The sequence below is a fragment of the Bradyrhizobium manausense genome (assembly GCF_018131105.1).
Lineage (GTDB): Bacteria > Pseudomonadota > Alphaproteobacteria > Rhizobiales > Xanthobacteraceae > Bradyrhizobium > Bradyrhizobium manausense_B.
The window spans coordinates 20,677-44,053 of the sequence record NZ_JAFCJI010000005.1; the positions used below are offsets into that span (position 1 = coordinate 20,677).

Genomic DNA, 23,377 nt, shown 5'->3' on the forward strand with positions numbered 1-23,377 from the left:
GGCTTTCTCGGTCCAGGTGGTTGCAAGGCGAGCCTTTTTTCGGGTAAACCCGAGCCCGGTTATGGGTCGATATGCGGCGAATCCGCCGCGTTTCGTGGAACTTGGTCACACTTCAGCCCAGCTTGCATTGCTCGGTGACACGGTTCGAACGCCAAATTCGGCACCCATGTATGCGGCGCATCAGTGGATTGCTCGCCGTTTAAGCCACGACCCAAACGGAAAGCAGAAAGCAGAGGCTCATGCCCACAATCGCTTTGGTCGACGACGACCGCAACATTCTCACATCCGTCTCGATCGCGCTGGAAGCCGAAGGCTACCGCATCATGACTTATACCGACGGCGCCTCCGCACTTGACGGCTTCCGCACCACCCAGCCCGATCTTGCCATCCTCGACATCAAGATGCCGCGCATGGACGGCATGGAGACGCTGCGCCGCCTCAGGCAGAAGTCCGACCTGCCGGTGATCTTCCTGACCTCCAAGGACGAAGAGATCGACGAGCTGTTCGGCCTCAAGATGGGCGCGGACGATTTCATCCGCAAACCGTTCTCGCAACGCCTTCTGGTCGAACGCGTCAAGGCGGTGCTACGCCGCTCGGCGCCGAAGGATCCGACCGTGGCGCCGAAGGAGAACGACGCCAAGGCGCTCGACCGCGGCCTGCTGCGCATGGATCCGGAACGGCATACCTGCACCTGGAAGAACGAGCCGGTGACGCTGACGGTCACCGAATTCCTGATCCTCCAGGCGCTGGCGACCCGGCCCGGCGTGGTCAAGAGCCGGAACGCGCTGATGGACGCCGCCTATGACGACCAGGTCTATGTCGACGACCGCACCATCGACAGCCACATCAAGCGGCTGCGCAAGAAGTTCAAGGTGGTCGACAACGATTTCGAGATGATCGAGACGCTCTACGGCGTCGGCTACCGCTTCAAGGAAGCCTGAGGCGCTCGCGCCTTCACGACAGACGAGGGCTGCGCCGGTTCTGATTCCATCAGAACCGGGCATGCTCTAGGATGCGGGGACCGTCGCACGAGCTGTCCTAACGCGGGCGTAAGCATTGCTTGACCGAACGCAGCCTGATCCGAGTTCGAACGCCGAGGACATTGCATCCCACGGCGCCTCGGATCATGAGGACAAGCCTGTTGCGAAAGGCTGGGGGCCGCTGAACTGGCTCAAGCGCGCCGGGCAATTCTTCTTTGCGCTGTCCTTCTCCAGCCTGACCCGTCGCATCGTCTCGCTCAATCTCGCCGGCCTCGTCGCGCTGGTCGCGAGCATCCTGTATCTGTCGCAATTCCGCGCCGGCCTGATCGACGCCCGCGCGCAGAGCCTCCTGGTGCAGGCCGAGATCATCGCCGGCGCCATCGGCGCGTCGGCGACGGTGCAGACCAACGCGATCACCGTCGACCCCGATCGGCTGCTCGACCTGAAGCTGGGCGAGAGCTACGGCGGAATGGACGATTCGCTGGATTTTCCGATCAATCCCGAGCGCGTGGCGCCGGTGTTGAGCACCCTGATCTCGCCGACCAAGACCCGTGCGCGGATTTTCGATCCCAACGGGAGCGTGCTGCTCGACAGCCGTGATCTCGACAGCGTGCGCGGCTTTCCACTGCCGCCGCTGTCGGAAAAGCCAGGCCTCTTCGAACGCATCATGGTCCCGGTGCGGACCTATCTGAACCGCGGCGATCTGCCGCTCTATCGCGAACTCGGACGCGAGAACGGCAAGGGCTATGCGGAGGTGGCCGATGCGCTGCAAGGCCAGAAGCGCTCGATGGTGCGGGTTGATGCCCGCGGCGAGGTAATCGTCTCGGTCGCAGTCCCCGTACAGCGCGCCCGCGCCATCCACGGCGCGCTGATGCTGTCGACCCAGGGCGACGAAATCGATCAGATGGTCACGGCCGAGCGCCTCGCGATCCTGAGGGTCGGCGGCGTCGCCGCGGCGGTCATGATCATGCTGTCTCTGCTGCTTGCGAGCACCATCGCGGGCCCGGTGCGCCGGCTCGCCGACAGCGCCGAGCGGGTCCGCCGCCGCATCAAGACCCGCGTCGAGATTCCTGATTTCACCCGCCGGCGAGACGAGATCGGTCATCTCTCCGGCGCGCTGCGCGACATGACCAGCGCGCTCTACAAGCGGATCGAGGCGATCGAAATGTTCGCCGCTGACGTCGCCCACGAATTGAAGAACCCGTTGACCTCGCTGCGCTCCGCGGTCGAGACGATGCCGCTGGCGCGCAACGAGAACAGCCGCGCCCGCCTGCTCGAGGTGATCGAGCACGACGTCAAGCGGCTCGACCGGTTGATTTCGGACATCTCGGACGCCAGCCGGCTCGACGCCGAGTTGCAACGGCAGGATGCGACGCCGGTCGATCTCAGGCGACTCCTCGGCACGCTGGTTTCGGTCGCCAATGAAACCAAGCTCGGCCACGACGTCGCCGTCGAGGCGCGCTTCGAGGGCCGCAACGCGAGCGATACCTTCGCTGTCACCGGCCATGATTCACGGCTCGGGCAGGTGGTCTCCAACCTGCTCTCCAACGCGCAATCCTTCTCGGAAGCCGGCAGCAAGGTGCGCCTGGTCTGCCGTCGTGTCCGCGGCGAGATCGAGATCGTGGTCGATGACGACGGCCCCGGCATCCGCGACGATGCACTGGAGCGGATTTTCGAGCGCTTCTACACCGACCGGCCGCATCAGGGCTTTGGCCAGAATTCCGGCCTTGGCCTGTCGATCTCCAAGCAGATCGTCGACGCCCATGGCGGGCGCATCTGGGCCGAGAATCGCGCCGGTCCGGCCGACGAGGACGGGGCGCCGACGGTCGCCGGCGCGCGCTTCGTGGTGAGATTGCCGGCGCTATGAGCCAAGGCAGCTTGAACGAAGGCGGGCCGAGCGTTCACGCCTCCGCGGTCAAGGTCGGATCCCGGGCGGTGCTGATCCGCGGGCCTTCGGGCGCCGGCAAGTCGCGCCTTGCGTTCGATTTGATCATGGCGGGGCGCTCGGGCGTGATCGAAAGCGCCGTCCTGGTCGGCGACGACCGTGTCCATCTGGCGACAGTCGGCGATGAAATTGTAGTCCGGCCCGCTCCGCTCCTGGCCGGGTTGATCGAGATCCGTGGGCTCGGAATTCGCCGCTGCGACTTCGTGGAGCATGCGACGGTCGGTCTCGTGGTCGACCTGGCCGCCGACGACGGCGACCGCCTGCCGCCGCCGGAAGCCCTGAAAACCACCATTTTGGGTGTCGAAATACCGCGTTTCCCTGTGAGCCGTGACTATTCGCCGCTCCCATTGGTTGTCGCGGCCTTGACCACTACCAAGAGTTAACCTTCGGCTAACCCGTGAGGCGATTGTTTGAAGGGAATTGGTAACCATATGAACCCCACACTCGCGACCGAGTAGACCGGCGCAGCTCCCCTTATCCATCCGTCTAGATTCAGGGAGATGCGCAACATCCCCCCTTGCGCGGGGGCTCTGGATGGTCAAAGTGGCGCGTTCGTGCGGTGCACCAAAAGCGCCCGCGGGAGTTTTCCGATGATTGGTCTAGTACTTGTGACCCACGGGCGCCTTGCCGACGAATTCAAGGCAGCGCTTGAACATGTCATGGGCCCACAAAAGCAAATCGAAGCGATTACGATCGGCGCTGAAGATGATTCCGATCTCTGCCGAAGCGACATCATCGAAGCGGTTAACCGCGTCGATTCGGGCGACGGCGTTGCGATTCTCACCGACATGTTCGGCGGCACACCGTCGAACCTCGCGATCTCATGCATGAGCCGGCCCAAGGTCGAAGTGCTCGCGGGCATCAACCTGCCCATGCTGGTCAAGCTCGCCAAGGTGCGCGAGGAGCGTCCGCTCCCCGACGCGATCGCAATGGCGCAGGAGGCCGGGCGCAAATACGTCACCATCGCCAGCCGCGTGCTCGCCGGCAAATGAGCGACGACGCGCCACAAGCGGGGACAGGCGTGCCCGCGGGCGCGGTTTCCAAAGAGCTCCTGATCATCAACAAGCGCGGCCTGCATGCGCGCGCCTCGGCGAAGTTCGTCCAGGCCGTCGAGCGCTTTGACGCGCAGGTGTGGGTGACGCGCGGCGGCGAGACCGTCGGCGGCACCTCGATCATGGGCCTGATGATGCTCGCGGCAGGACCGGGCACGACCATCACGGTCGCGGCCGCCGGCGCGGATGCGGAGGCTGCGCTTGCGGCGATCACCGAGCTCGTTGAAAGCAAGTTCAACGAGGAAGGGGTTTAGGCCCCGCGATCACTTGGCTGGCGGGGCGATGTAGACGTTCCACGTCATCGACGGGCCGGCCTTGCCGTGGGTGAAGCGGCGCGTCGTCATCACCATGCGCTCTGCGTTCGGCGCAATCTCCGACACCCATTTCTCGAATGCCGGCAAGCGGCCGTCGGTCGGATCGAACACACCGATGAAGCCGTCCTTCTTGACGTCGTCGAGTGTCGCCAGCCCGGAACTCCAGGCCTCGTGCGGGATGAACGCAACCGGATGGTCGGGGCTGTAGAACACCATCGGCTGGATCGATTCCATGGTGCCGGCAACGATCGCCCAGCGCGAGGCGAAGCGCGAATGCCAGGCCTGGGTCAGCTCGTGCGCGAGTTCCGAGCGCGCGCCATAGGTCGCCGTGTTGTCCCTGTTCGCCGCCATCTCGCGCGCGGCGATCCAGGGCGAAGCGACAAGCGTCGCGACGCTGAGCACGAGCCAGATCGCGGTGATGTTGAACAACGCCGCGCTCTGCACCCGCAACGCGGGGATCGCGACCAGTGCGAGCGGCACCAGGAAGAACAGCGAGATGCCCCAATCGGTCTTCATGTAGATGCTGAAGGCGAGCGCACCAAGCGCCGGCCCAACCGCGACGATGATCTGGATGATCCAGATGTTCAGCGCCTGCGAACCATTGACGCCCGGATTGGCGCCGCGCGCCCAGGCCCGCGTGACGATCTGCGAGGGAGCACGCACGAGCAGCGTCAGCCATGACGGCACCAGCGCCATCGCGAGCGCCGCGAGCGCCACCGGCAACGCCAGCAGCGCGGCGTTGTGCAGGACGTAGCCGAACACGAGCTGCCTCACCTGGCCGGCATCCTCGAGGCTGTAAGTGTCGCCGGCATAGGTCAGCGGCACGAAATGCGCGTCCGCCAGCCAGATGATGTGCGGGATCATCGCCACGGCCATGGTCGCGATCGCGACCCAGGGCGCCGGCGACAGCAGGAATTTGAGCCGTTCCGGATGGATCAATGCGGCAAGGCCGATGGCGCCGATCATGGTCAGCACCCAGTATTTGGTCATCAGCGCCAGCGCACCGGCAAGCCCGAGCCAGATGCCGGACTGCCAGCTCCGCTTCTCGAACGCGTTGAGATACGCGAGCACGACGAGCGGCAGGGTGACGAGTTGAAGCAGATCGGGGTTGTACTTGAACCCCTTGAAATTGAAGATCGGATAGAGTGCGACCATCACCACGACCAGGAACGCGCGGCGCGGATCGACCACGCGCATCGCCACCAGCCAGCAGATCACCATGCCGACACTCACCGTTGCCATCGCGAGCGCATAGGTCGCCCAGTCCGCCGCCGGGAAAACACTGAACCAGAGCCCTGCGACCCAGCCCGACAGCGGCGGATGCTTGCCGTAGCCCCACAGGAATTTCTGGCCCCAGCCCCAGGCTTCTGCGACGTCCATGTGAACGTCCTGCGCCGCCTTGAGATTGATCAGGATGAAGGTCCAGATCACCGCATGCAGGATGGCGAACTGGATCACCAGCCAGAGCCGGGCCGCGGGGTCTGTCGCGTAGGCAACCAGCCAGGCCCGGAAACGGTCGAAGCTAATCCGGGATTTTACGCGCGCACGGGCGGAGGGGATCGAGGTCGTTGACATGGGCCTGGACATGGGCGCTTGCGTAGCGCGTTTTAGGCCGCCGTGGAATCAGCTTGGCGTGAAGAAACGCCCTGAAAATACAGCAATATGGTTGCCGCACGGGGATGTGAGTGGTATCCCGCGCCCATGACGACCGTCCCCATTTCCAACATCCGCAATTTCTCCATCGTCGCCCATATCGACCATGGCAAATCGACGCTGGCCGACCGCCTGATCCAGATGACCGGCGGCCTCTCCGACCGCGAAATGGCGGGCAAGGAGCAGGTGCTCGATTCCATGGACATCGAGCGCGAGCGCGGCATCACCATCAAGGCGCAGACGGTGCGGCTCGCCTACCACGCCAAGGACGGCAAGGATTACGTGTTCAACCTGATGGACACACCCGGCCATGTCGACTTCGCCTACGAGGTCTCGCGGTCGCTGGCGGCGTGCGAAGGTTCCCTGCTCGTGGTCGATGCCAGCCAGGGCGTCGAAGCGCAGACGCTCGCCAACGTCTACCAGGCGCTCGACAACGATCACGAGATCGTTCCGGTCCTGAACAAGGTCGACCTGCCGGCCGCGGAGCCCGAGAAAGTCAAGCAGCAGATCGAGGACGTCATCGGCATCGACGCCTCCGACGCCGTGATGATCTCGGCCAAGACCGGCATCGGCATTCCCGACGTGCTGGAAGCCATCGTCACCCGCCTGCCGCCGCCGAAGGGCGATCGCGACGCGACGCTGAAGGCGCTGCTGGTCGACAGCTGGTACGACGTCTATCTCGGCGTCGTCGTTCTGATCCGCGTCGTCGACGGCGTCATGAAGAAGGGCAGCCGCGTCCGCATGATGGGCACGGGTGCGGCCTATGACATCGAGCGCGTCGGCTTCTTCACGCCGAAGATGCAGCAGGTCGACGAGCTCGGCCCCGGCGAGATCGGCTTCATCACCGCCGCGATCAAGGAAGTCGCAGACACCCGCGTCGGCGACACCATCACCGACGACAGGAAGCCTGTCACGGAGATGCTGCCGGGCTTCAAGCCGGCGATCCCCGTGGTGTTCTGCGGCCTGTTCCCCGTCGACGCCGACGACTTCGAAACGCTGCGCGCCGCGATGGGCAAGCTGCGTCTCAACGACGCCAGCTTCTCCTTCGAGATGGAAACCTCCGCCGCGCTCGGCTTCGGCTTCCGCTGCGGCTTCCTCGGGCTGCTGCATCTGGAGATCATCCAGGAGCGGCTGTCGCGCGAATTCGATCTCAACCTGATCGCGACCGCGCCGAGCGTCATCTACAAGATGAAGCTCAACGACGGCACCGAGATCGAGATCCACAACCCGATCGACATGCCCGACGTGGTCAAGATCGCGGAGATCCAGGAGCCCTGGATCGAAGCCACGATCCTCACCCCCGACGAATATCTCGGCAGCGTGCTGAAGCTGTGCCAGGACCGCCGCGGCTCGCAGAAGGAGCTGACCTATGTCGGCTCCCGCGCGATGGTGAAATACGATTTACCGCTCAACGAGGTCGTGTTCGATTTCTACGACCGCCTGAAGTCGGTCTCCAAGGGCTACGCCTCGTTCGACTATCATCTCACCGACTACAAGCCGGCCGATCTCGTCAAGATGCAGATCCTCGTCAATAACGAGCCGGTCGATGCGCTCTCGATGCTGGTCCACCGCACCCGCGCCGAAGGCCGCGGCCGTGCCATGGTCGAGAAGATGAAGGACCTGATCCCGCCGCACATGTTCCAGATCCCGATCCAGGCCGCGATCGGCGGCAAGGTGATCGCACGCGAGACCGTGCGCGCGCTGCGCAAGGACGTCACCGCAAAGTGCTACGGCGGCGACATCACGCGCAAGCGCAAGCTTCTGGAGAAGCAGAAGGAAGGCAAGAAGAAGATGCGGCAGTTCGGCAAGGTCGACATCCCGCAGGAAGCTTTCATTGCCGCACTGAAGGTCGATAGCTGAGCGAACGCTCAAGGCCCGCTGATCATCAATCGCCATCATGCCCGGGGCTCACCCCGGGCATTTGCGTTCCGGCTTTCAGGGACCGCACAGCCGGAATGTCGAAAACAACCCCATGCACCGTAGAACGGGCTAGCGTTTTCCGATTTTCGGAATTCTGCTTGCTCCGTCGGGCAAAACAGGCGCATGATGTCATCATCGTGTTGAGTAGCCCATCGTCATTCCGGGGCGCGCCACTTGGCACGAGCCCGGAATCCATTTCGCCGCGTTGCCTGCCGATGCGGCGAACAGGGTAGCAAATCGCGCATGGCCACCACCTTGCCCTCCACCGGCAGATGAGCCACCATCGCGGCCAGCGCAGCACCAACAAGACCAAGAGCGCCGAGGAAACGCATGAGCAAGCCGTCAAGCTTCGACTATGGCTGGGTCGTCGTCGCCGCGGGTGCGCTGATGACCTGCGTCGGGTTCGGCACGATGCTGTCGCTGGCGGTGTTCCTGCAGCCGATCTCCGAAGCGATGGGCTGGTCGCGTGCCGGCGTGTCGGCGGCAGCGACGCTGGATTTCCTCTGCATGGGATTTGCCGCGTTCCTGTGGGGCACGCTGTCGGATCGGTTCGGCACGCGCATCGTGGTGCTCTCGGGCAGCCTGCTGCTGGGGCTCGGCCTCGTCACGGCGAGCCAGGCGGCCAGCCTGTGGCAGTTTCAACTCTGCTTCGGCGTGCTGATCGGCATTGCCGCCGGCAGCTTTTACGCACCGATGATGGCGCTCGCGAGCGCATGGATCGAGAAGAACCGCAGCCTCGCGGTGGCGCTGGTCTCCGCCGGCATGGGCGTGGCGCCGGTGACGATCGCGCCGACCGCAAGCTGGCTGATCACGGCCTATGACTGGCGCACCGCGATGCTGGTGATCGGCTGCGCTGCCTGGGCGCTGCTGATCCCCGCCTGCTTCCTGGTGCGCCCTGCGCCGGTCGCTTCCGGCCCCGCAAGCGCGGACACGACGCCCGAGGCCGAGCTGACCGCGGCGCAGGCGCTGCGCACGCCGCAATTCATCGCGCTCGCGGCGGCGCATTTCGCCTGTTGCGCCGCGCATTCCGGCCCGATCTTCCACATGGTGTCCTACGCGATGGTCTGCGGCATCGCCCCGCTCACGGCGGTGACCGTCTATAGCGTCGCAGGCGTCTCGGGCCTCGGCGGACGCCTGCTGCTCGGCACGTTGGCCGATCGCGTCGGCGCCAAGCCGGTGCTGGTCGGCGGCCTGTTCGTGCAGGCGATGTGCATCGCGACCTATCTCGCGGTGGGGCAACTCGGCGAGTTCTACGCACTCTCGGTCGTGTTCGGCCTCGCCTATGGCGGCGTGATGCCGCTCTATGCCGTGCTGGTCCGCGAATATTTCGGCGCGCGCATCATGGGCACCGTGTTCGGCGCGGTCTCGGCGTTTGCCAGCCTCGGCATGGCGCTCGGTCCATGGGCCGGCGGACTCGTGTACGACAATTTCCAGCAATACACCTGGCTGCACATCGGCTCCTTCGCGATCGGTCTCGCCGCGGTCGCGGTGGCGCTGAGCTTTCCGACCAAGCGCAGGCAACCGCTCGACCTTGGCCGCGCCGCGGCCTGACACGCGAGGCATGAGCGGCCCGCAGGGCGAACTCCCTGAGCGCGGAGCACACTCCACGCCGGTTCCTGACCGATAGGAGGCATCGACGCGTCTACACGCGAGATCGGCTTTTGACCCGAAGCGGATATCGAACCGCTTGCGCGGCTTGGTCGGCACGGAGTTGCAAAGCCAGTCTGCGCAACGATATGGCATTGTGCCTTGCGCCGAATTACGCTTGAATTTCCCGATTGGGCTTCGGGGACGTCCGCATGCTTTTCGCACGCGCGCTTGGTGATCAGAGCGTCATTGGACGCATCGCGGGTTTGCGAAAAAAGCCAGTTCGGACATACGGACTGGCAGTCCTCGCAGTCGCGTTAGCGATTCTACTACGTCTTGCAGTTAGTTCGCTCGTCTCGGGGGATGTTACCTTCACAACCTCTTTCCTTGCCATCATCATCGCGACGTTTGTCGGTGGATTCTGGCCGGGAATGTTCGCGGTAGCTCTTTCTTCGGTGTCTAACTGGTATCTATTTCTGCCACCTGCTTTCAGTTTTGCGCTTAAGCAGCCGGAAGCATTTGCTCTCCTCCTATTCGTCTGCATCGCAACCGTAATCGTTGCCGTTGTGTCAGGGCTTGTGGGAAGTATCCTGATCCATCAGCAGCGTCAGCAATTCCTGAATCGAGAGTTGCATCACCGCTCGCAAAATCTCTTCGCTGTTATTCAGGCGATTGCATCGCGCAGCTTGGTGGAGGGGCAGCCAATCTCCGAAATCAAGGAGATTCTCAACGGCCGCATAAGAGCGCTGGCAGACACTCACGCCATGTTGGCAAACAACGCTTGGGCAGGAGCGCCGCTCAAGGAAATCATTCTGCGGGAATTGAGTGGCTTCGAGGGGCAGGTCAGCGTCGCGGGGTGCGACATTGTCATCAATACGCCTGCCGCGCAAAACTTCGCACTGATAGTGCACGAGCTTCGGACCAATGCGGTGAAGTACGGCGCACTATCGGCGCCCCTGGGACAGGTTTCGATTGACGGTCATGTCAATCATGCAAACGGAACGGGCCAGTTTCAATTCAGGTGGGACGAAGCGGGAGGTCCTCCGGTCATCGAACCCACGCGCAAAGGATTTGGAAGTACGGTTTTGCTTGAAACGGCAAAACATTTTGGCCAAGCCGCAGAGACAGTCTATCGCTCGGAAGGGCTTACATACGAGTTTCGGGTTTCGCTGAGCACAATCCAGTCTTCCGCCTAGCCTTCGCTGATACTCACTCAACCACTCTGCAGGACATGTCTGCTCATGGCCCCCTAGCGGACGCCTGACGACAATCCGCCCTAGTCTGCTTGTGACCCAAAGCGGTCATTGACGCGCCACCAAACCAAGTTACGCTTCGTCCGCAATCTGGAGTGGCGCCAATGAAAAAGACTATAATTGCTATAGTCCTCGCAACCTCGTTTCTTGTTCCTGGCGCTCTGGCACAGACTGGACCGAGCCAGTTGTCGGCGGAACAGGCGCGAGAAGAAAAGGCTTACGCGGCGGGAGTTCAGGTCGCGCTATGGGGGCGTCCGTTTGTCGACAGTGCGAATACCCTTGGCGCAGGTCTCAAAGCCGGTGCGGTTGGCCTCAATTACTTCCGCAAGTTCCCCAACGTGAAAACCGCGGCCGACCGATTTGTGAACACTCCCAACAATGTCTCGTTGGATGGCTACGGAGCGGCCGACCTAACGAACGAGCCGGTAGTCGTCAGCATTCCGGCGATCAACGAGAAGCGGTGGTACATCGTTCAGGTCGGAAATTACTACGATCAGGTGATCTACAACATCGGAGGCTCGAAGGGCCCCGAGCCCGGCTTGTTTGTCATTACCGGTCCCGACTATTCCGGTCCCGTCCCGTCCGGCATGAAGCAGATCAAATCGTCCACTCGCTTGGCGGTTGTGGCAAGTCGTGTCTTTGTGAAAGGTGAAGCCGATCTGCCCGGCGCGCGGGCGGTCCAGCAAGGCATCGAGCTTCTACCGCTCTCTGTCTTTCAAGAGCATGGGCTGAAGTTCGAGGTGCCCAAGCAGTACGACTATGCGCGTTTCGTCTATTCACCCACTGCGCCAGAGCCGCTCCGCGTCTTCGACCTGATCGGGTTTGGCATGAAGGGCTATCTCTCGCCATACGCCGACTTCACCGAGCCCGACGTCGGGGCGGCCCAGCAGATTGGTCTGAGCGTTGCAAAGGGTTTTGATTGGCAGAGCCTCGATGAACCGACGAAGCGCGGTCTTGCTCGCGCGGCTGTCACAGCACAAGCAATCATTGAAGATACGTTTGCCAACAGCGCGGAAGTCGTCAACGGCTGGCGATATCAAATGAATGGGGGCCGAGCAGGCTTCAACTACGCTATGCGAGCCGCGTTCGCCGCAAAGTCCACGGGAGCAAATGTTGCCGAGGAGGTGCTGTATCCGAACACGCGCGTTGATGACAAGGGCGCGCCGTTCTCCGGGGCGAACAAGTACATCCTGCACTTCGACAAGGATCAAATCCCACCCGTTTCCGTATTCTGGAACCTCAACTTGTTCGATGATGCTCAGTTCTTCATTGAGAACGATTTCAAGCGATACAGCATCGGCAGCACGACGGATGGACTCAAGACCAACCCTGATGGCTCGATCACCATACTCATTCAGAACGAACGCCCACCGGATACGTCGAATTGGCTTCCCGCTCCAAAGGATGCGTTCAATCTGACAATGCGGCTCTATGGTGCCCAGACGCCCATCCTGAACGGCTCCTACCGGCTGCCCGCAGTGAAGCGCGTTCAGTAGACGAGGTCCGCTTCTGGCCCATCGCTGCCGCATCCCACCGCCGAAGATATGTCGGCTGTCAGAGGTAGGCCGGGCGTAACTTAAACCGAACCAAGCGTCGCGATTGACCCGCAACGGACGTCCGACAACCAATGATTGGCGGAGCGAAAACTAGGCGAGCTTTAGTCAGCATTCTTGACTGAACTTAAGCTTCGAAACTCTGCTACTTTCCTGGACGCGGCTTCAACCCGGGGTAGGAGGCGGAGGTGACGAACTCCGATCTGAACGAGCCATCAGATAAACCGGCACCTGAAAGTGATCCGCCCGAAAAGGTGCTGCCAGACCGCAATTTCAAACGCCGGCTTTGGGCACGCTTGCAGTCCGTCGGCGGCGCGCTTGCCTCGATTGCTGCCGCGGGTGCGGTGGCAGGCGGCCTCGTGGGCTATTGGAATGTATGGAAGACGGTCCGCACTGACGTTCTTCCGGAAAAACAAAAGATACAGGCAGAGGCTGCGGCTCGGCCCGCCATTGTTCCTCGCCTTTCGCTTGTCGTGCTCCCATTTGCGAACCTCAACAATGATCCGGAGCAGGACTATTTTGCCGACGGTATCGCGACTGACCTGACGACCGATATTGCGCAAATGCCCGGCGCGTTTGTGATCGGGCGCGGGACGGCGTTTACCTATAAGAACAAACAGGTCGATCCTAAGTCGCTCGGCAGGGACCTTGGCATTCGCTGGGCCGTACAGGGCACGGTGCAGAGAGCCGGAGATCAAGTCCGTATGAATGTGTCACTGGTCGACCTGGCGACCGGCCGCGACATCTGGTCGGACCGTTTGGGCGGCGATCGGACGAACCTTGCGGCCTTGCAGGAGGAGGTTACGGCGCGGCTCTCCCGCTCTCTCAACATTCAACTCGTCGAAGCCGAAAGCCGGCGCAGCCAAACGGACAAGTCGGTGAATCCAGACGCCGTGGATTTCGCCATGCGTGGCTGGGCAAAAACTTATGAGCCGCTGGCCAACGCAACGAACGCTCAGGCAAAAGAGTTGTTCGTCAGCGCGCTGCGTCTCGATCCGGACAACCTAGACGCGATGCTTGGAAAAGCGTGGTGCATAACCCGTGACTTGGCCAACGGATGGTCTACGTCCGTGGTCGAGGACAAAGCGGTCGCAACCAAGCTACTTGATCAAGTTCTTGCAAAACGACCGGCGACCGCAAACGCGCGCATAGCCATGGGAAACATTCTTCTAAACGGAAGTCCCGAGGAAGCGCTGTCTGAATTCAACGCAGCTTTGGAAATCGACCCCAATTCACCGGTCGCTTACGCATACAAAGGAATCGCACTTGTCACTGCGGGACGCGCGCGCGAAGCGTTCGCGCCACTCCAGATCGCTTTGCGCTTAAGCCCCAAAGATCCGACCGCTAGCAATTGGCACTTCTTCCTCTGTCATGCTCAGATGCATGTGCGCCAATATGACGAAGCTATTGAGGAATGCAGGCGCTCGATCAACCTGAACAAGCTAAACTGGTTTCCGTATGTGGATCTGGTTTCAGTTTATGCAACCAAAGGCCAACTGGACATGGCCCAGCAAAAGTTGGCCGAATTGAATGAAATCCGACCGGACTTCTCGGTCCAGTGGTACCGGCAAGCGGGCTACGCACGTTCGAACAATCCGCAGTATCGTCGCGAGTTAGACGGCATCCTCAATGGGCTCACAAGGGCTGGCGTTCGCGAGGAATGAGGCGACAATCGGATATGCCGGGACTTCTTTGACTCCTTACGGGGAGCCACGAAGAAACGACCATGTCGCCTTCTGGCCCATCGCTTCCGTTGACGTGGTGCCGCTATATGTCGGTTTACAGGGGTAGACCGGAAGTTTGCTGCCGAGCGCTAGACCGACGCTTTTGACCCAGAGCCGACATCACTCGTTCGGCACTCCGGCCAAGTGAAACCCCTTTACAGCGCGCTTGGCACCTTCGAGAAACGCCGGATTGTTGCTTACTGAAAAGCTCTTGAAGCGTTTGATAGTAAACGTCGGATTCAGCGCAAGCCCCACTTGCACGGCAGCCCGCGCCTCTTCCTGCTTGCCGAGAAGCGCGAGCACGGCAGCCAGCCCAAAATGCGACGTGGGATGATTACGGTTGGCCTCGATGCTGCGGCGGAACCAGCCGAGTGCTTCCTCGTCCGCGCTAACCTGCAACTTGGCGAAGCCGACCATCATCGACCACTGGAAGCTGAGAATATCGCGAGGAGAGAGACGAAAAGCTTCACTGACATGAGTCTCAGTCTCTGCTCCGCGCCCCATAAAATACTTGGCCCATCCGATCAACGCATGCGCCTCAGCAATGTTTCGATCCAGCGCCAATGCTCGTTCGCATTCAGCAAGACCCTGAGCGGCTCGGCAATTACACATGAGTACGCCGCCCAACGCTAAGTGGGCAAACGCGTGATTGGGCGCGAGAGACAGCACGCGTCCCAGCGCGGCCTCGGCTGCCACAAGATGCGCGGTTCGTTGGTCGGTGAAGAAGCTACTTCCAACCACAAGATCGACAAAAGCAATGCCGACCATCGCTTCGATATTTCCAGGATCGAGGAATAACGCCCGTTCAAAGAAAGACCGTGCTTGTTGCATATGTTCAGGCGTCCACCCCTTGTTCCACGAAGCTTTACCTTGGAAATACAGATCCATTGAACCGCGATGCAAAGATCGTTCTGACCGCTGTGCCTCGAATTCCGTCAGTTGAGCATTTAGTGCATTGGCGAGATGGGACACGATCTCGTCCTGCATATCGAAGAGATCGGCTATAGGTTTGTCGAAACGCTCGGCCCAAAGGTGGCTGGAAGTTTCGGCATCAACAAGCTGCACGTTCACTCGAAGCCGCTTCCCGCTTCGCTGGACCGATCCCTCGAGCACATATCGAACGTTTAGCTCTCGGCCGATCTGCTTGAGATCGACTGCCTTGCCCTTGTAGGTGAATGCAGTGTGTCTGCCGATGACGAACGAGCCGCTGATCCGTGACAAGTCCGTGGTCAGGCTCTCGGTCAGGCCGTCAACGAAATACTCTTGCTCCGCATCTCCACCGAGATTGGTGAATGGCAGCACAACGATAGAAAGCCGAGGTGGCGAAAACGTCTGTGCGAGGCCGTAAGCCGGTATCGCCGCGTGGCGTCCATCCGTGAGCGCGGCATAGGTTCGGACCGGGCGGGCAATGTTCTTGAGGTTCTGCTCTCCCAGATCGGCGAACTCAACGCCGACCTTCCCGCGGACGTAATCGTAGGCAGCGGACGAGATGCAAATGCCACCGGGCTCTGCGATGCCTTCAAGCCGCGCAGCGATATTTACGTCGTCCCCGAAAACATCGTGCGGTTCGACAATCACGTCGCCGACATTAATGCCGACGCGGAAAGCAATACGCCTGTCTTCGGCATCGGCGGCTGTAAACTCTTTGACTCGGGCCTGGAATCGCAAAGCGGCTCGGACCGCTTCGACCGCGCTCGGAAACTCTGCCAGGAGCCCGTCGCCGGTGTTCTTCACGATGCGACCACCGTATTCTGCGATAGCGGGCTCGACGCTTTCGGCGAGAATGGTCATCAGCTTGGCGTGTGTAGCCTCTTCGTCCTTGTGCATTAGGCGCGAATAGCCGGACGCGTCGGCCGCCAGTATTGCCGACAACCTGCGCTTGATCCGAGCTGGCAGCTGTGGCGCCATGATCGACAACTCCTGTCCGGCACATTTGTACGCTCGGTCTTCGGCCGTACCAACGCGCAACTGCTCCCCGCCCAGGAAGCATTCACCCGCGGTCTAACAAAACGACAGCCGGGCTGACCTTGTTGGCAGTGTCCCGAGGGACGCTGAGGAATTTCCCTTATGGGCGTGGCTGACCTAGGCCCGGAGCGCGGCGATGTCCGCTTCCGAGAGATGACCAGACCATGGGCATGCTGGCTGCCGAGGGCAGCCTTTGACCCGAAAGGGACATCGGCAGCACGACCGAGCCGCGTGAGCGCCGGGCGCCTGCGGCGCATGGAGCCAGCACGAACGCAAGCGAGGGCGCTCTCTAGGCAATCTTCTTCTCGACCTTCGCGAAGGCGCTTAGCTTCAGCCAGGCCCGCAGGCCGGCGCAAAGGCCGGTGCTTCCCGTCAAGAGGATTCGACCGTTTTCACACGCCGCGCCGATATCAATGTATCCGAGCCAAATCTCGGTCATCGTCCGCAGATCCGTCGCTACATACAGGTCGACCTCGAAGCCAGGATCCAGGAGACATAGGTCGACCTCCTTGCCCGGTTCCACCACAAGCCAGTAGTTGCGCTCTAACGCCGGCCGGTCGTTGAACATGAACTGGATCGTGGAGCGGCGAGGCGGCATTGGATCGGTGTTTATGTTGCGTCTGATGTCCCACATCAGCAGATTGGCATCGAGCTGCTTTAGCGTAGCCTCGGCCGTAACCCATCGATGTCCCCAGACGCCGATCGCCTCGATGATGGGACGCAGCTCCCGTCCCGCTTCGGTCAGCCGATATTCATACGCACCCTGCTCACGCTCCACGGCGACGCGCGCGACAATGCCGGCAGCCTCGAGCTCCTTCAAACGCTTGGATAGCAGCGCCGGCGACATGCTCGGGACGCCGCGCCGCAACTCGTTGAAGCGGGTCGATCCAAGCACAAGTTCGCGGAGTACGAGGAGCGTCCAGCGCGAGCAGACTATTTCTGCTGCCATCGAAACGGGGCAGAACTGATTGTAGCCGCTGTCCGACATTCCAGCGTCCTCCGACCAAGAGTGTTGTGACAAACAGGAGTACGACCGGCGCAGCACGTTGGCCAGTTCAGATTCTGTACCGGCCAGATTCAGATCCAGAACTGGCGGTTTTGAAGGCTGCCGTGAGACATCTCCCCTCGGCTCCGCAATGCGAGGCCGGTGCCTGCGGGCCGAGTTCCCAAACAAAGAGAGTCCCTGAAAGAAGGAGACGACCATGTCAGTTGCAACGATGCCCCTCGACTATGCTGCCATCAAGAAACGTCAGCACGCCGTCTGGTCGTCCGGCGATTATGCGACAATCGGGATGACCCTTCAGATCGTCGGCGAGCGATTGTGCGAGGCAATCGACATGCGCGCCGGAGGCAGGGTCCTCGATGTCGCTGCTGGAAACGGGAATGCGACGCTTGCCGCGGCGCGCCGCTTCGCACATGTGACCTCAACAGACTATGTCGAAGCCCATCTCGAGCAAGGCAGGGAGCGGGCCGCCGCCGAACGCTTCAGCGTCGATTTTCGGCAGGCTGACGCCGAAGCGCTGCCGTTTCCTGACGGCAGCTTTGACATGGCGTTATCTACCTTCGGGGTCATGTTTACGCCGAACCAAGAGAAGGCGGCCGCCGAGCTCATTCGAGTGGTATGCCGAGGCGGAAAGATCGGGTTCGCGAACTGGACACCGGATGGATTCGTCGGCCGGCTGCTGAAAATCGTGGGCAAGTACATGCCTGCGCCGGCCGGCCTCAGGCCAAGCGTTCTCTGGGGCACGTCGGCGCGCCTTGCGGAGCTGTTTCCAGGACATGAGATCAACGCAACGGAACAGACGTTCACCTTCCGTTACGCCTCTCCAGAGCATTGGCTCAACGTCTTTCGCACGAGCTATGGTCCGACCAACCGCGCGTTTGCGGCGCTGGAGGGCGAGAGGGCCGTTGCGCTGGAAGCTGACATTCTCGATCTGCTTGAGAGATCGAATTGGGGCGGCAGCAATAGCCTCGTGATCCCTGGGACCTATCTCGAAGCTGTGATTACGAGAAACTGAGGCGATGCCAAGCGAGCGGCTGGACAGGCGCAAGGATTCAGCCGCTCCAGGAGACTAACGCCAGGACCGCTTCTGGCCCCTTGCCGAACAAAGTTGAGGCTCGTTGCCATGTCGGCTATCGGCGGCAGACCGGCAGGTTCGTCTTGCAAGGTGTTGGCGTCAACTCATCTGACCCAGCAGGACGAACGCATTGGCAAAGGCCGGATAGTGTATCAGCAACAGGCTGATTAACGAGGGCACAATCGAAAACACCACGATCGGTCCGAGGCGAGAGATCTGGGCAGGTTGTCGCCGCGCCGGCAGATCGGTGGGCACTGGCATCTCCATCAAACGGAAGAGCTGGCGTGCGCGGCCGGCGCTATGATCCGACGGCACGCCGCCGCGGCACCGCCTCATCGGGATAGGCGTTCTCCGCAGATGTGGATTGTCCCGGCAGCGTGAGCCTGGCCGCGATCACCGGCTTTAGCACAAAGAAGCCGAGCAGCGCCGCTGCCACGTTCATGCCGCAGCCAACGGCGTAGACCGCATGCCAACTACCGGTCCACTGTGTCAGCACATTGCCGAGCGGCACCAGCAGCGAGGCGACGCCCTTGGCCGTATACATGATGCCGTAATTGACGGTGACGTATTGGCGGCCGAACGCGTCGCCGACAGTGGCGGCGAACAGGCTGAAAATGTCGCCCCAGAAGAGGAATACGAGCGCGTCGGTGACGATGAATGACATTGGGGTCGTGCCGAAGAAGCCGAAGGCTGCCAGGCAGACCGCTTCGATGGCGAACGCGATCCCCATCATGTTGGCGCGCCCGATATGATCGGAAATCCAGCCATTGAGCGGCCGGCCAACGCCATTGGTGACGTTGTGCGCGGTCAATGCAGCAACGATCGCCGGCATGCTGAAGCCGAAGATGATGACGGTGGCATCGGCAATTCCACGCTCCTTGGCAATCGGCGCGAGCTGCGCGGCCGACATCAGACCTCCGGCCGCGACCAGAAAGAACATCAGGTACATGATCCAGAAGATCGGCGAGCGCACCGCCTCCTGCGGCGGCACATCACGCGTGCCCTGCGCCACCTTGATCGTGGAGACCGCGGGAAGGTCCTCGGCTGCCGGTGCCCGGAGGAAGTTGGCGACAACGACGATGATCACTCCATAGATGATCGCGAACACGAGGAAGGTGTGCTGGTATCCGCTGGTCTCGATCATGGAGCGGATCGGCGCGATCGTAATCGCGGCTCCAGCTCCAAAGCCGGCAGCGGTCAGTCCGCCGCACAGGCCGCGCTTGTCGGGGAACCATTTCAGCGCGTTGCCGACGCAGGTGCCGTACACCGCGCCGCCGGCGAAGCCTGCAATCGCGCCGCCGAGATAGAGCATACCGAGCGTGGTCGCGCGCGAGTCTACGAACCATGCAAGAAAGGTCGCGACGCCCCCGGCCAGCACCATCCAGCGGGGGCCGATGCGGTCGACTATGAGACCCTCGAACGGCACAAGCCAGGTCTCAAGCAGGATGAAGATCGAGAATGCAATCTGGATCTCGGCCTTGCTCCATCCCCATTGATGCTGGATCGGCAGCACGAAGAGCGTCCAGCCATATTGCAGGTTGGCAACGCTTGCCATGCAGATGATGCCAAGGCCGAGCTGTACCCAGCGGGTCGAGTTGTGAATGGGGGCGGACGTTGTAGTGGACGTAGCAGACATCGGCGCGATCTCCAGGATCGAAAGCCGGACTCGTCGTGTGGAACAGGCCGGCTACCTGGAGAGGAGAATGGGTCGTTTGGACGCGTCGCGCTTTATCCGCGGGCATTGATCCAGGTTAAGGGGGGCGTTTGACGCGTGGCGTTAGCAGTTCGTCTAGGCGAGGTCCGCAAATGGAACTTGTCCACGACGTATCCGTTTGAAAGCGGGTTAGCGAGATCATTGACATGGATCAGGTAAAACGCCGCCGGGTGGGGAGTTCCGCTGGCGTGCGCCACGCCATTGCTCCCCCCGCGCCGGATCGTTCCGCGCCGTGTCCAATTGACGGCAATCCACGCGTCGGCGCGCTTCTGGGCCAGGCCGATGCGGCCTTCGCGCGCAGCCTCAGACGTTCAAGCATTCCCAAGGGAAAGGACGTCGTTATCGGGGGTAGCCGCGGCGATTGCGTCTACGTCAATCACGATGGCTGGCTCGCCCGCTACAAGACCCTGCACAAGGGAACACGGCAAATACTTGACTTCATCCTGCCGGGGCAGGTGTTCGGATTGCCGGCCTGCGTGTTCCAATGCGCGCCATATTCGGTTGTCACGGTCACGCGGGCGACTCTCTCCGCGGTGCCGTTCGGGCTCGTTGATACAATGTTCGATCAGGAGCCTGCGCTGGCCAAAGCGTTGTTCTGGTCGACGATCTATGACGCGGCGATTCTTGGCGAGCACCTTGTCGATGCCGGCCGTCGCTCGGCCTATGAGCGGGTGAGTCATCTGTTGCTGGAACTGCTCGTGCGACTGAACAGAACGCGCCCGACGACCAAGATGACATTCTCGATGCCGCTGACACAGGAACTGGTCGCCGATGCACTCGGACTGACAACAGTTCATGTCAATCGAACCTTTCGAAAATTGCGCGACGACGGCCTGATCGAGGTTGACGGGCGCTCCGTCAGGATCATTTCCTTCGAAGCTTTGTCGCTGCTGTCGGACTTTGAGCAGACTTATTTGAACGATGTCCGCCCATAGCAGGCCCATTCGAAGGTTAGCCGGAAAGCTCCTCTTGGCCCATCACGACGTTTGACGCGGCGTCGATGCATGTCGGCTCACAGGATCAGACCGGTATGCAGCCCGGCGCCGGCTTTGCCGCATGACCCATCGCGAACATTGCGGACCATTTTGCTGGTGGTTGAAGACGTCTAACCCAGGTAGAGTTGACGAGACACAACTACCAAAGCATCACGATGAAAACGGTGCGCCTTTCTACCCTGATTGCACTGGCGGCGTGGCTGGCAATATTCCTTGTTGGGGTGCTTCCGTATGCGGGCAGCCGGATGCTCAAAATCGAAAGCCGCCCCCACGTAATCGGGTCTTTCTCGAACTACCGCGTCGTTTCCGGAACCAAAGGCTCCAGATACGTTCTTGCGACGCTCGACTTTGATCGGCCAGGCTCGCAAGGGGTCGTGCATTGCAAGGTCGACCCGTATCAATTGGGCCCGGTCAATACTGAGGGGTCAAGGCTTTCGAGCGCGCAATTCGCGGTGCGGATGGACTCATGCGCGGAGGCGATCCAGTTGCCATTGAGTAACCCTCATGATGTCTGGAGCTGGGTCAGGCTCTTTCTGGTCGGCTCAATGTATGCGGCACTGGCTGGATGTGTGTTCGGCTTGGCTATGCTGTATGACAACGCTCGGAAACCCAAGCCCACTTGATCGCCTCCCCGAAGCGGACGCTTACGCGTCGCATCGTCGCGCCAAGCCTCCAGGCATCAGGAATGTGACAATTGTCACATTCACCCGACTTGCCTTTCATCAGTCTGTGCGTACGCTTGCGCACATATTGCCGGGGACTGGAATGGGCGCTTTTCGCTGGTTTTCTTTATTCGTTTCCATCTGGCTGACGTGCGGCACTGCCCACGCCGAGCGCCGTATTGCGCTGGTGATGGGCAACTCGGCTTACAAGAGCGTACCGAAGCTCTCAAACCCGGCGAACGATGCCGCCCTGGTCGGGAGCATGTTCAAGAACGCGGGGTTCGACTGGATCGACATCAGAACCAATCTCAATGCGACCGAGATGCGCAAGGCCCTGCGTGACTTCGGCGGGCGAGCGCGGGATGCTGAAGTCGCCGTCATCTACTACGCCGGTCATGGCATCGAGCTCGATGGCACCAACTATCTCATCCCGACCGACGCGGCTCTTGAAACCGACAGCGACGTTCTCGATGAGGCCGTCGCGCTCGACCGGGCGCTGTTCGCCGTCGAGCCGGCGAAGCAACTTCGCCTGATCATTCTGGACGCCTGTCGCGACAACCCGTTCGCCAAATCGATGAAGCGAACCGTTGCCGCCCGCGCCATCGGGCGCGGCCTCGCCAAGGTCGAGCCGACCAGCCCGAACACCATGATTGCGTTCGCGGCGAAGGCTGGCTCCACAGCATCGGATGGTGATTCCAAGAACAGCCCATTCGCCTCGGCGCTTGTCGAGCGCCTGCCAACACCCGGTCTCGACCTGCGCAAGGCGTTCGGCTTCGTCCGAGACGATGTCCTGAAGAACACCGGCTACCAGCAGGAGCCGTATGTGTACGGCTCGCTCGGCGGTGACGATGTGGCGCTCGTTGCAGCGAAACCTGCAGCAACCGGCCCTCAGGCAAGCCCCGAGGACGCTATTCGCCGGAACTATGAGCTTGCGCTACAACTCGGCACCCGCGACGGCTGGACAGCTTTCCTGAACCGATATGCTGACGGCTTTTATGCCGATCTCGCCAAGGGCCAACTCAACAAGATCGCGGCGGAGGAAGCCCGCTCGGCGGCTGCCGAGAAGGCGCGGGCAGCAGAGGAGGACAAGGCGCGGCTGGTCGCTGAACGTGCGAAGAAAACCGATCAGGACAAGGCCGCGGCCACCGCCAAGGCGGCGGAGGATGCACGAATCGCGGCAGAGAAAGCCAAGCAGATCGAGGAGGCGAAAGCCGCCGCAGCCGAGCAACGCCGCAAGGAGATTGAGGCCGCTGTTGCCAAGGCACTGGCCGACAAGCAGGCAGCAGAGAGGAAAATCGGCTCCGAACCCGACCAGAAGGTTGCGGCCCTGCCATCGCCTGCACCTTCGCCTGAACCGGCCCAGGCTCCGCAAGATCTCGCCAAGTCGGTGCAGTCCGAACTACGCCGCGTCGGCTGTCTTGCCGATGCGGAGAGCGGCGAGTGGAGTGGCAAGTCGCAGCGTTCCCTGACATTGTTCAACAAATACGCCGGAACCAAGCTCAACACGACGCTTGCAAGCTCGGATGCGCTGGACGCGATCAAAGCCAAGCCGGGCCGTGTCTGCCCGCTGGTCTGCGATCATGGTTTCAAGGCCGATGGAGATGCCTGCGTGAAGATTGCGTGTCGCGCTGGCTATCGCGTCAACGACGACAACGAGTGCGAAAAAATTCAGGACAAGAAGCCCGTTGCGACCCGCGAGAATAGCAAGCCGCGCGACGACGAGAGGAAGAAGGTTGAAGGGGCGCCCGCGAAGCCGCACGCCACTACTGGACAGATGGTCTGTGGGCAGGGTGGTTGCAGGCCGGTGGGTCCGGGCTGTCGCCTACAACAGACTAATCAGTATGCTGATCCGTGGCGGCGGGGAGGCACGGTGGAAGTCTGCAATTGAAAATGGCTGTCCTTTTGCGCGCATGGCGGCGATGAACTGGCCTACGCCGCTACCGCGTCGCGCCGCTCGGAACTTTCCCGGCGCACTACCGTTC

At 61.5% G+C, this 23,377-nt stretch carries 18 protein-coding genes and 1 pseudogene; 14 read left to right on the forward strand and 5 right to left on the reverse strand.

Annotation, left to right across the window (positions count from 1 at the left end; genetic code table 11):
- Positions 1 to 239 precede the first annotated feature (239 nt).
- From JQ631_RS29195 to JQ631_RS29215, 5 genes and pseudogenes are all read left to right on the forward strand, one after another.
- A complete protein-coding gene (locus JQ631_RS29195) occupies positions 240 to 941 on the forward strand; it encodes a response regulator transcription factor (protein ID WP_027535781.1) in 702 nt (233 codons plus the stop codon).
- Between the two features lie 115 nt (positions 942 to 1,056).
- On the forward strand, positions 1,057 to 2,847 hold the full coding sequence (locus JQ631_RS29200) for a sensor histidine kinase (protein ID WP_212332828.1): 1,791 nt from the start codon (positions 1,057 to 1,059) through the stop codon (positions 2,845 to 2,847).
- An 11-nt stretch (positions 2,848 to 2,858) separates the two neighbouring features.
- Positions 2,859 to 3,326, forward strand: a pseudogene (locus JQ631_RS29205) (HPr kinase/phosphorylase).
- Between the two features lie 189 nt (positions 3,327 to 3,515).
- Positions 3,516 to 3,917: a PTS sugar transporter subunit IIA gene (locus JQ631_RS29210; RefSeq protein WP_007597752.1), complete on the forward strand. Its 402-nt coding sequence runs from the start codon at positions 3,516 to 3,518 to the stop codon at positions 3,915 to 3,917.
- Positions 3,914 to 4,231 carry an HPr family phosphocarrier protein gene (locus JQ631_RS29215; RefSeq protein ID WP_212332830.1) on the forward strand — a complete coding sequence of 106 codons (318 nt, stop codon included), beginning with the start codon at positions 3,914 to 3,916 and terminating at the stop codon, positions 4,229 to 4,231. Before JQ631_RS29210 ends, JQ631_RS29215 begins: the two co-directional genes overlap by 4 nt.
- Positions 4,232 to 4,240: 9 nt before the next feature.
- Here JQ631_RS29215 and JQ631_RS29220 read toward each other — a convergent pair whose 3' ends face one another.
- Positions 4,241 to 5,866: a glycosyltransferase family 39 protein gene (locus JQ631_RS29220; RefSeq protein ID WP_212333135.1), complete on the reverse strand. Its 1,626-nt coding sequence runs from the start codon at positions 5,864 to 5,866 to the stop codon at positions 4,241 to 4,243.
- A gap of 126 nt (positions 5,867 to 5,992) precedes the next feature.
- Here JQ631_RS29220 and lepA point away from each other — a divergent pair, with 126 nt between their 5' ends.
- From lepA to JQ631_RS29245, 5 genes are all read left to right on the forward strand, one after another.
- The gene (gene lepA, locus JQ631_RS29225; protein WP_212332832.1) at positions 5,993 to 7,804 is read left to right on the forward strand and encodes a translation elongation factor 4; all 1,812 of its coding nucleotides are present in this window, start codon (positions 5,993 to 5,995) and stop codon (positions 7,802 to 7,804) included.
- 390 nt (positions 7,805 to 8,194) lie between these two features.
- Positions 8,195 to 9,415 (forward strand): MFS transporter, encoded by a 1,221-nt coding sequence (locus JQ631_RS29230; protein ID WP_212332834.1) that lies wholly within the window; start codon positions 8,195 to 8,197, stop codon positions 9,413 to 9,415.
- Between the two features lie 248 nt (positions 9,416 to 9,663).
- Positions 9,664 to 10,647 carry an HWE histidine kinase domain-containing protein gene (locus tag JQ631_RS29235; protein WP_212332836.1) on the forward strand — a complete coding sequence of 328 codons (984 nt, stop codon included), beginning with the start codon at positions 9,664 to 9,666 and terminating at the stop codon, positions 10,645 to 10,647.
- Positions 10,648 to 10,808: 161 nt separating this feature from the next.
- Positions 10,809 to 12,200: a DUF1254 domain-containing protein gene (locus JQ631_RS29240; protein WP_212332838.1), complete on the forward strand. Its 1,392-nt coding sequence runs from the start codon at positions 10,809 to 10,811 to the stop codon at positions 12,198 to 12,200.
- 245 nt (positions 12,201 to 12,445) lie between these two features.
- Positions 12,446 to 13,921 (forward strand): tetratricopeptide repeat protein, encoded by a 1,476-nt coding sequence (locus JQ631_RS29245; protein WP_212332839.1) that lies wholly within the window; start codon positions 12,446 to 12,448, stop codon positions 13,919 to 13,921.
- 180 nt (positions 13,922 to 14,101) lie between these two features.
- On the opposite strand, the gene JQ631_RS29250 is transcribed toward JQ631_RS29245, so the two are convergent.
- Together JQ631_RS29250 and JQ631_RS29255 are read right to left on the reverse strand one after the other, a co-directional pair.
- On the reverse strand, positions 14,102 to 15,889 hold the full coding sequence (locus JQ631_RS29250; protein WP_212332840.1) for an adenylate/guanylate cyclase domain-containing protein: 1,788 nt from the start codon (positions 15,887 to 15,889) through the stop codon (positions 14,102 to 14,104).
- 346 nt (positions 15,890 to 16,235) lie between these two features.
- The gene (locus tag JQ631_RS29255) at positions 16,236 to 16,934 is read right to left on the reverse strand and encodes a winged helix-turn-helix transcriptional regulator (protein ID WP_212332841.1); all 699 of its coding nucleotides are present in this window, start codon (positions 16,932 to 16,934) and stop codon (positions 16,236 to 16,238) included.
- A gap of 214 nt (positions 16,935 to 17,148) precedes the next feature.
- Between JQ631_RS29255 and JQ631_RS29260 the strand changes: the two genes are divergently transcribed.
- Entirely contained in the window at positions 17,149 to 17,964 is an 816-nt protein-coding gene (locus JQ631_RS29260) for a class I SAM-dependent methyltransferase (protein WP_212332842.1), read from the forward strand.
- A gap of 159 nt (positions 17,965 to 18,123) precedes the next feature.
- Here JQ631_RS29260 and JQ631_RS29265 read toward each other — a convergent pair whose 3' ends face one another.
- Together JQ631_RS29265 and oxlT are read right to left on the reverse strand one after the other, a co-directional pair.
- Positions 18,124 to 18,279 (reverse strand): hypothetical protein, encoded by a 156-nt coding sequence (locus tag JQ631_RS29265; protein WP_212332843.1) that lies wholly within the window; start codon positions 18,277 to 18,279, stop codon positions 18,124 to 18,126.
- A 43-nt stretch (positions 18,280 to 18,322) separates the two neighbouring features.
- On the reverse strand, positions 18,323 to 19,660 hold the full coding sequence (oxlT, locus tag JQ631_RS29270; protein WP_212332844.1) for an oxalate/formate MFS antiporter: 1,338 nt from the start codon (positions 19,658 to 19,660) through the stop codon (positions 18,323 to 18,325).
- Positions 19,661 to 19,884: 224 nt separating this feature from the next.
- Here oxlT and JQ631_RS29275 point away from each other — a divergent pair, with 224 nt between their 5' ends.
- The 3 genes from JQ631_RS29275 to JQ631_RS29285 all read left to right on the forward strand — a co-directional run bounded on the left by JQ631_RS29275 (position 19,885) and on the right by JQ631_RS29285 (position 23,283).
- Complete coding sequence (locus tag JQ631_RS29275; protein ID WP_212332845.1) at positions 19,885 to 20,673, forward strand: Crp/Fnr family transcriptional regulator; 789 nt, start codon at positions 19,885 to 19,887, stop codon at positions 20,671 to 20,673.
- A 215-nt stretch (positions 20,674 to 20,888) separates the two neighbouring features.
- Entirely contained in the window at positions 20,889 to 21,356 is a 468-nt protein-coding gene (locus JQ631_RS29280; RefSeq protein ID WP_212332854.1) for a hypothetical protein, read from the forward strand.
- A 142-nt stretch (positions 21,357 to 21,498) separates the two neighbouring features.
- Entirely contained in the window at positions 21,499 to 23,283 is a 1,785-nt protein-coding gene (locus JQ631_RS29285; RefSeq protein WP_212332856.1) for a caspase family protein, read from the forward strand.
- The last annotated feature ends 94 nt before the right edge of the window (positions 23,284 to 23,377 follow it).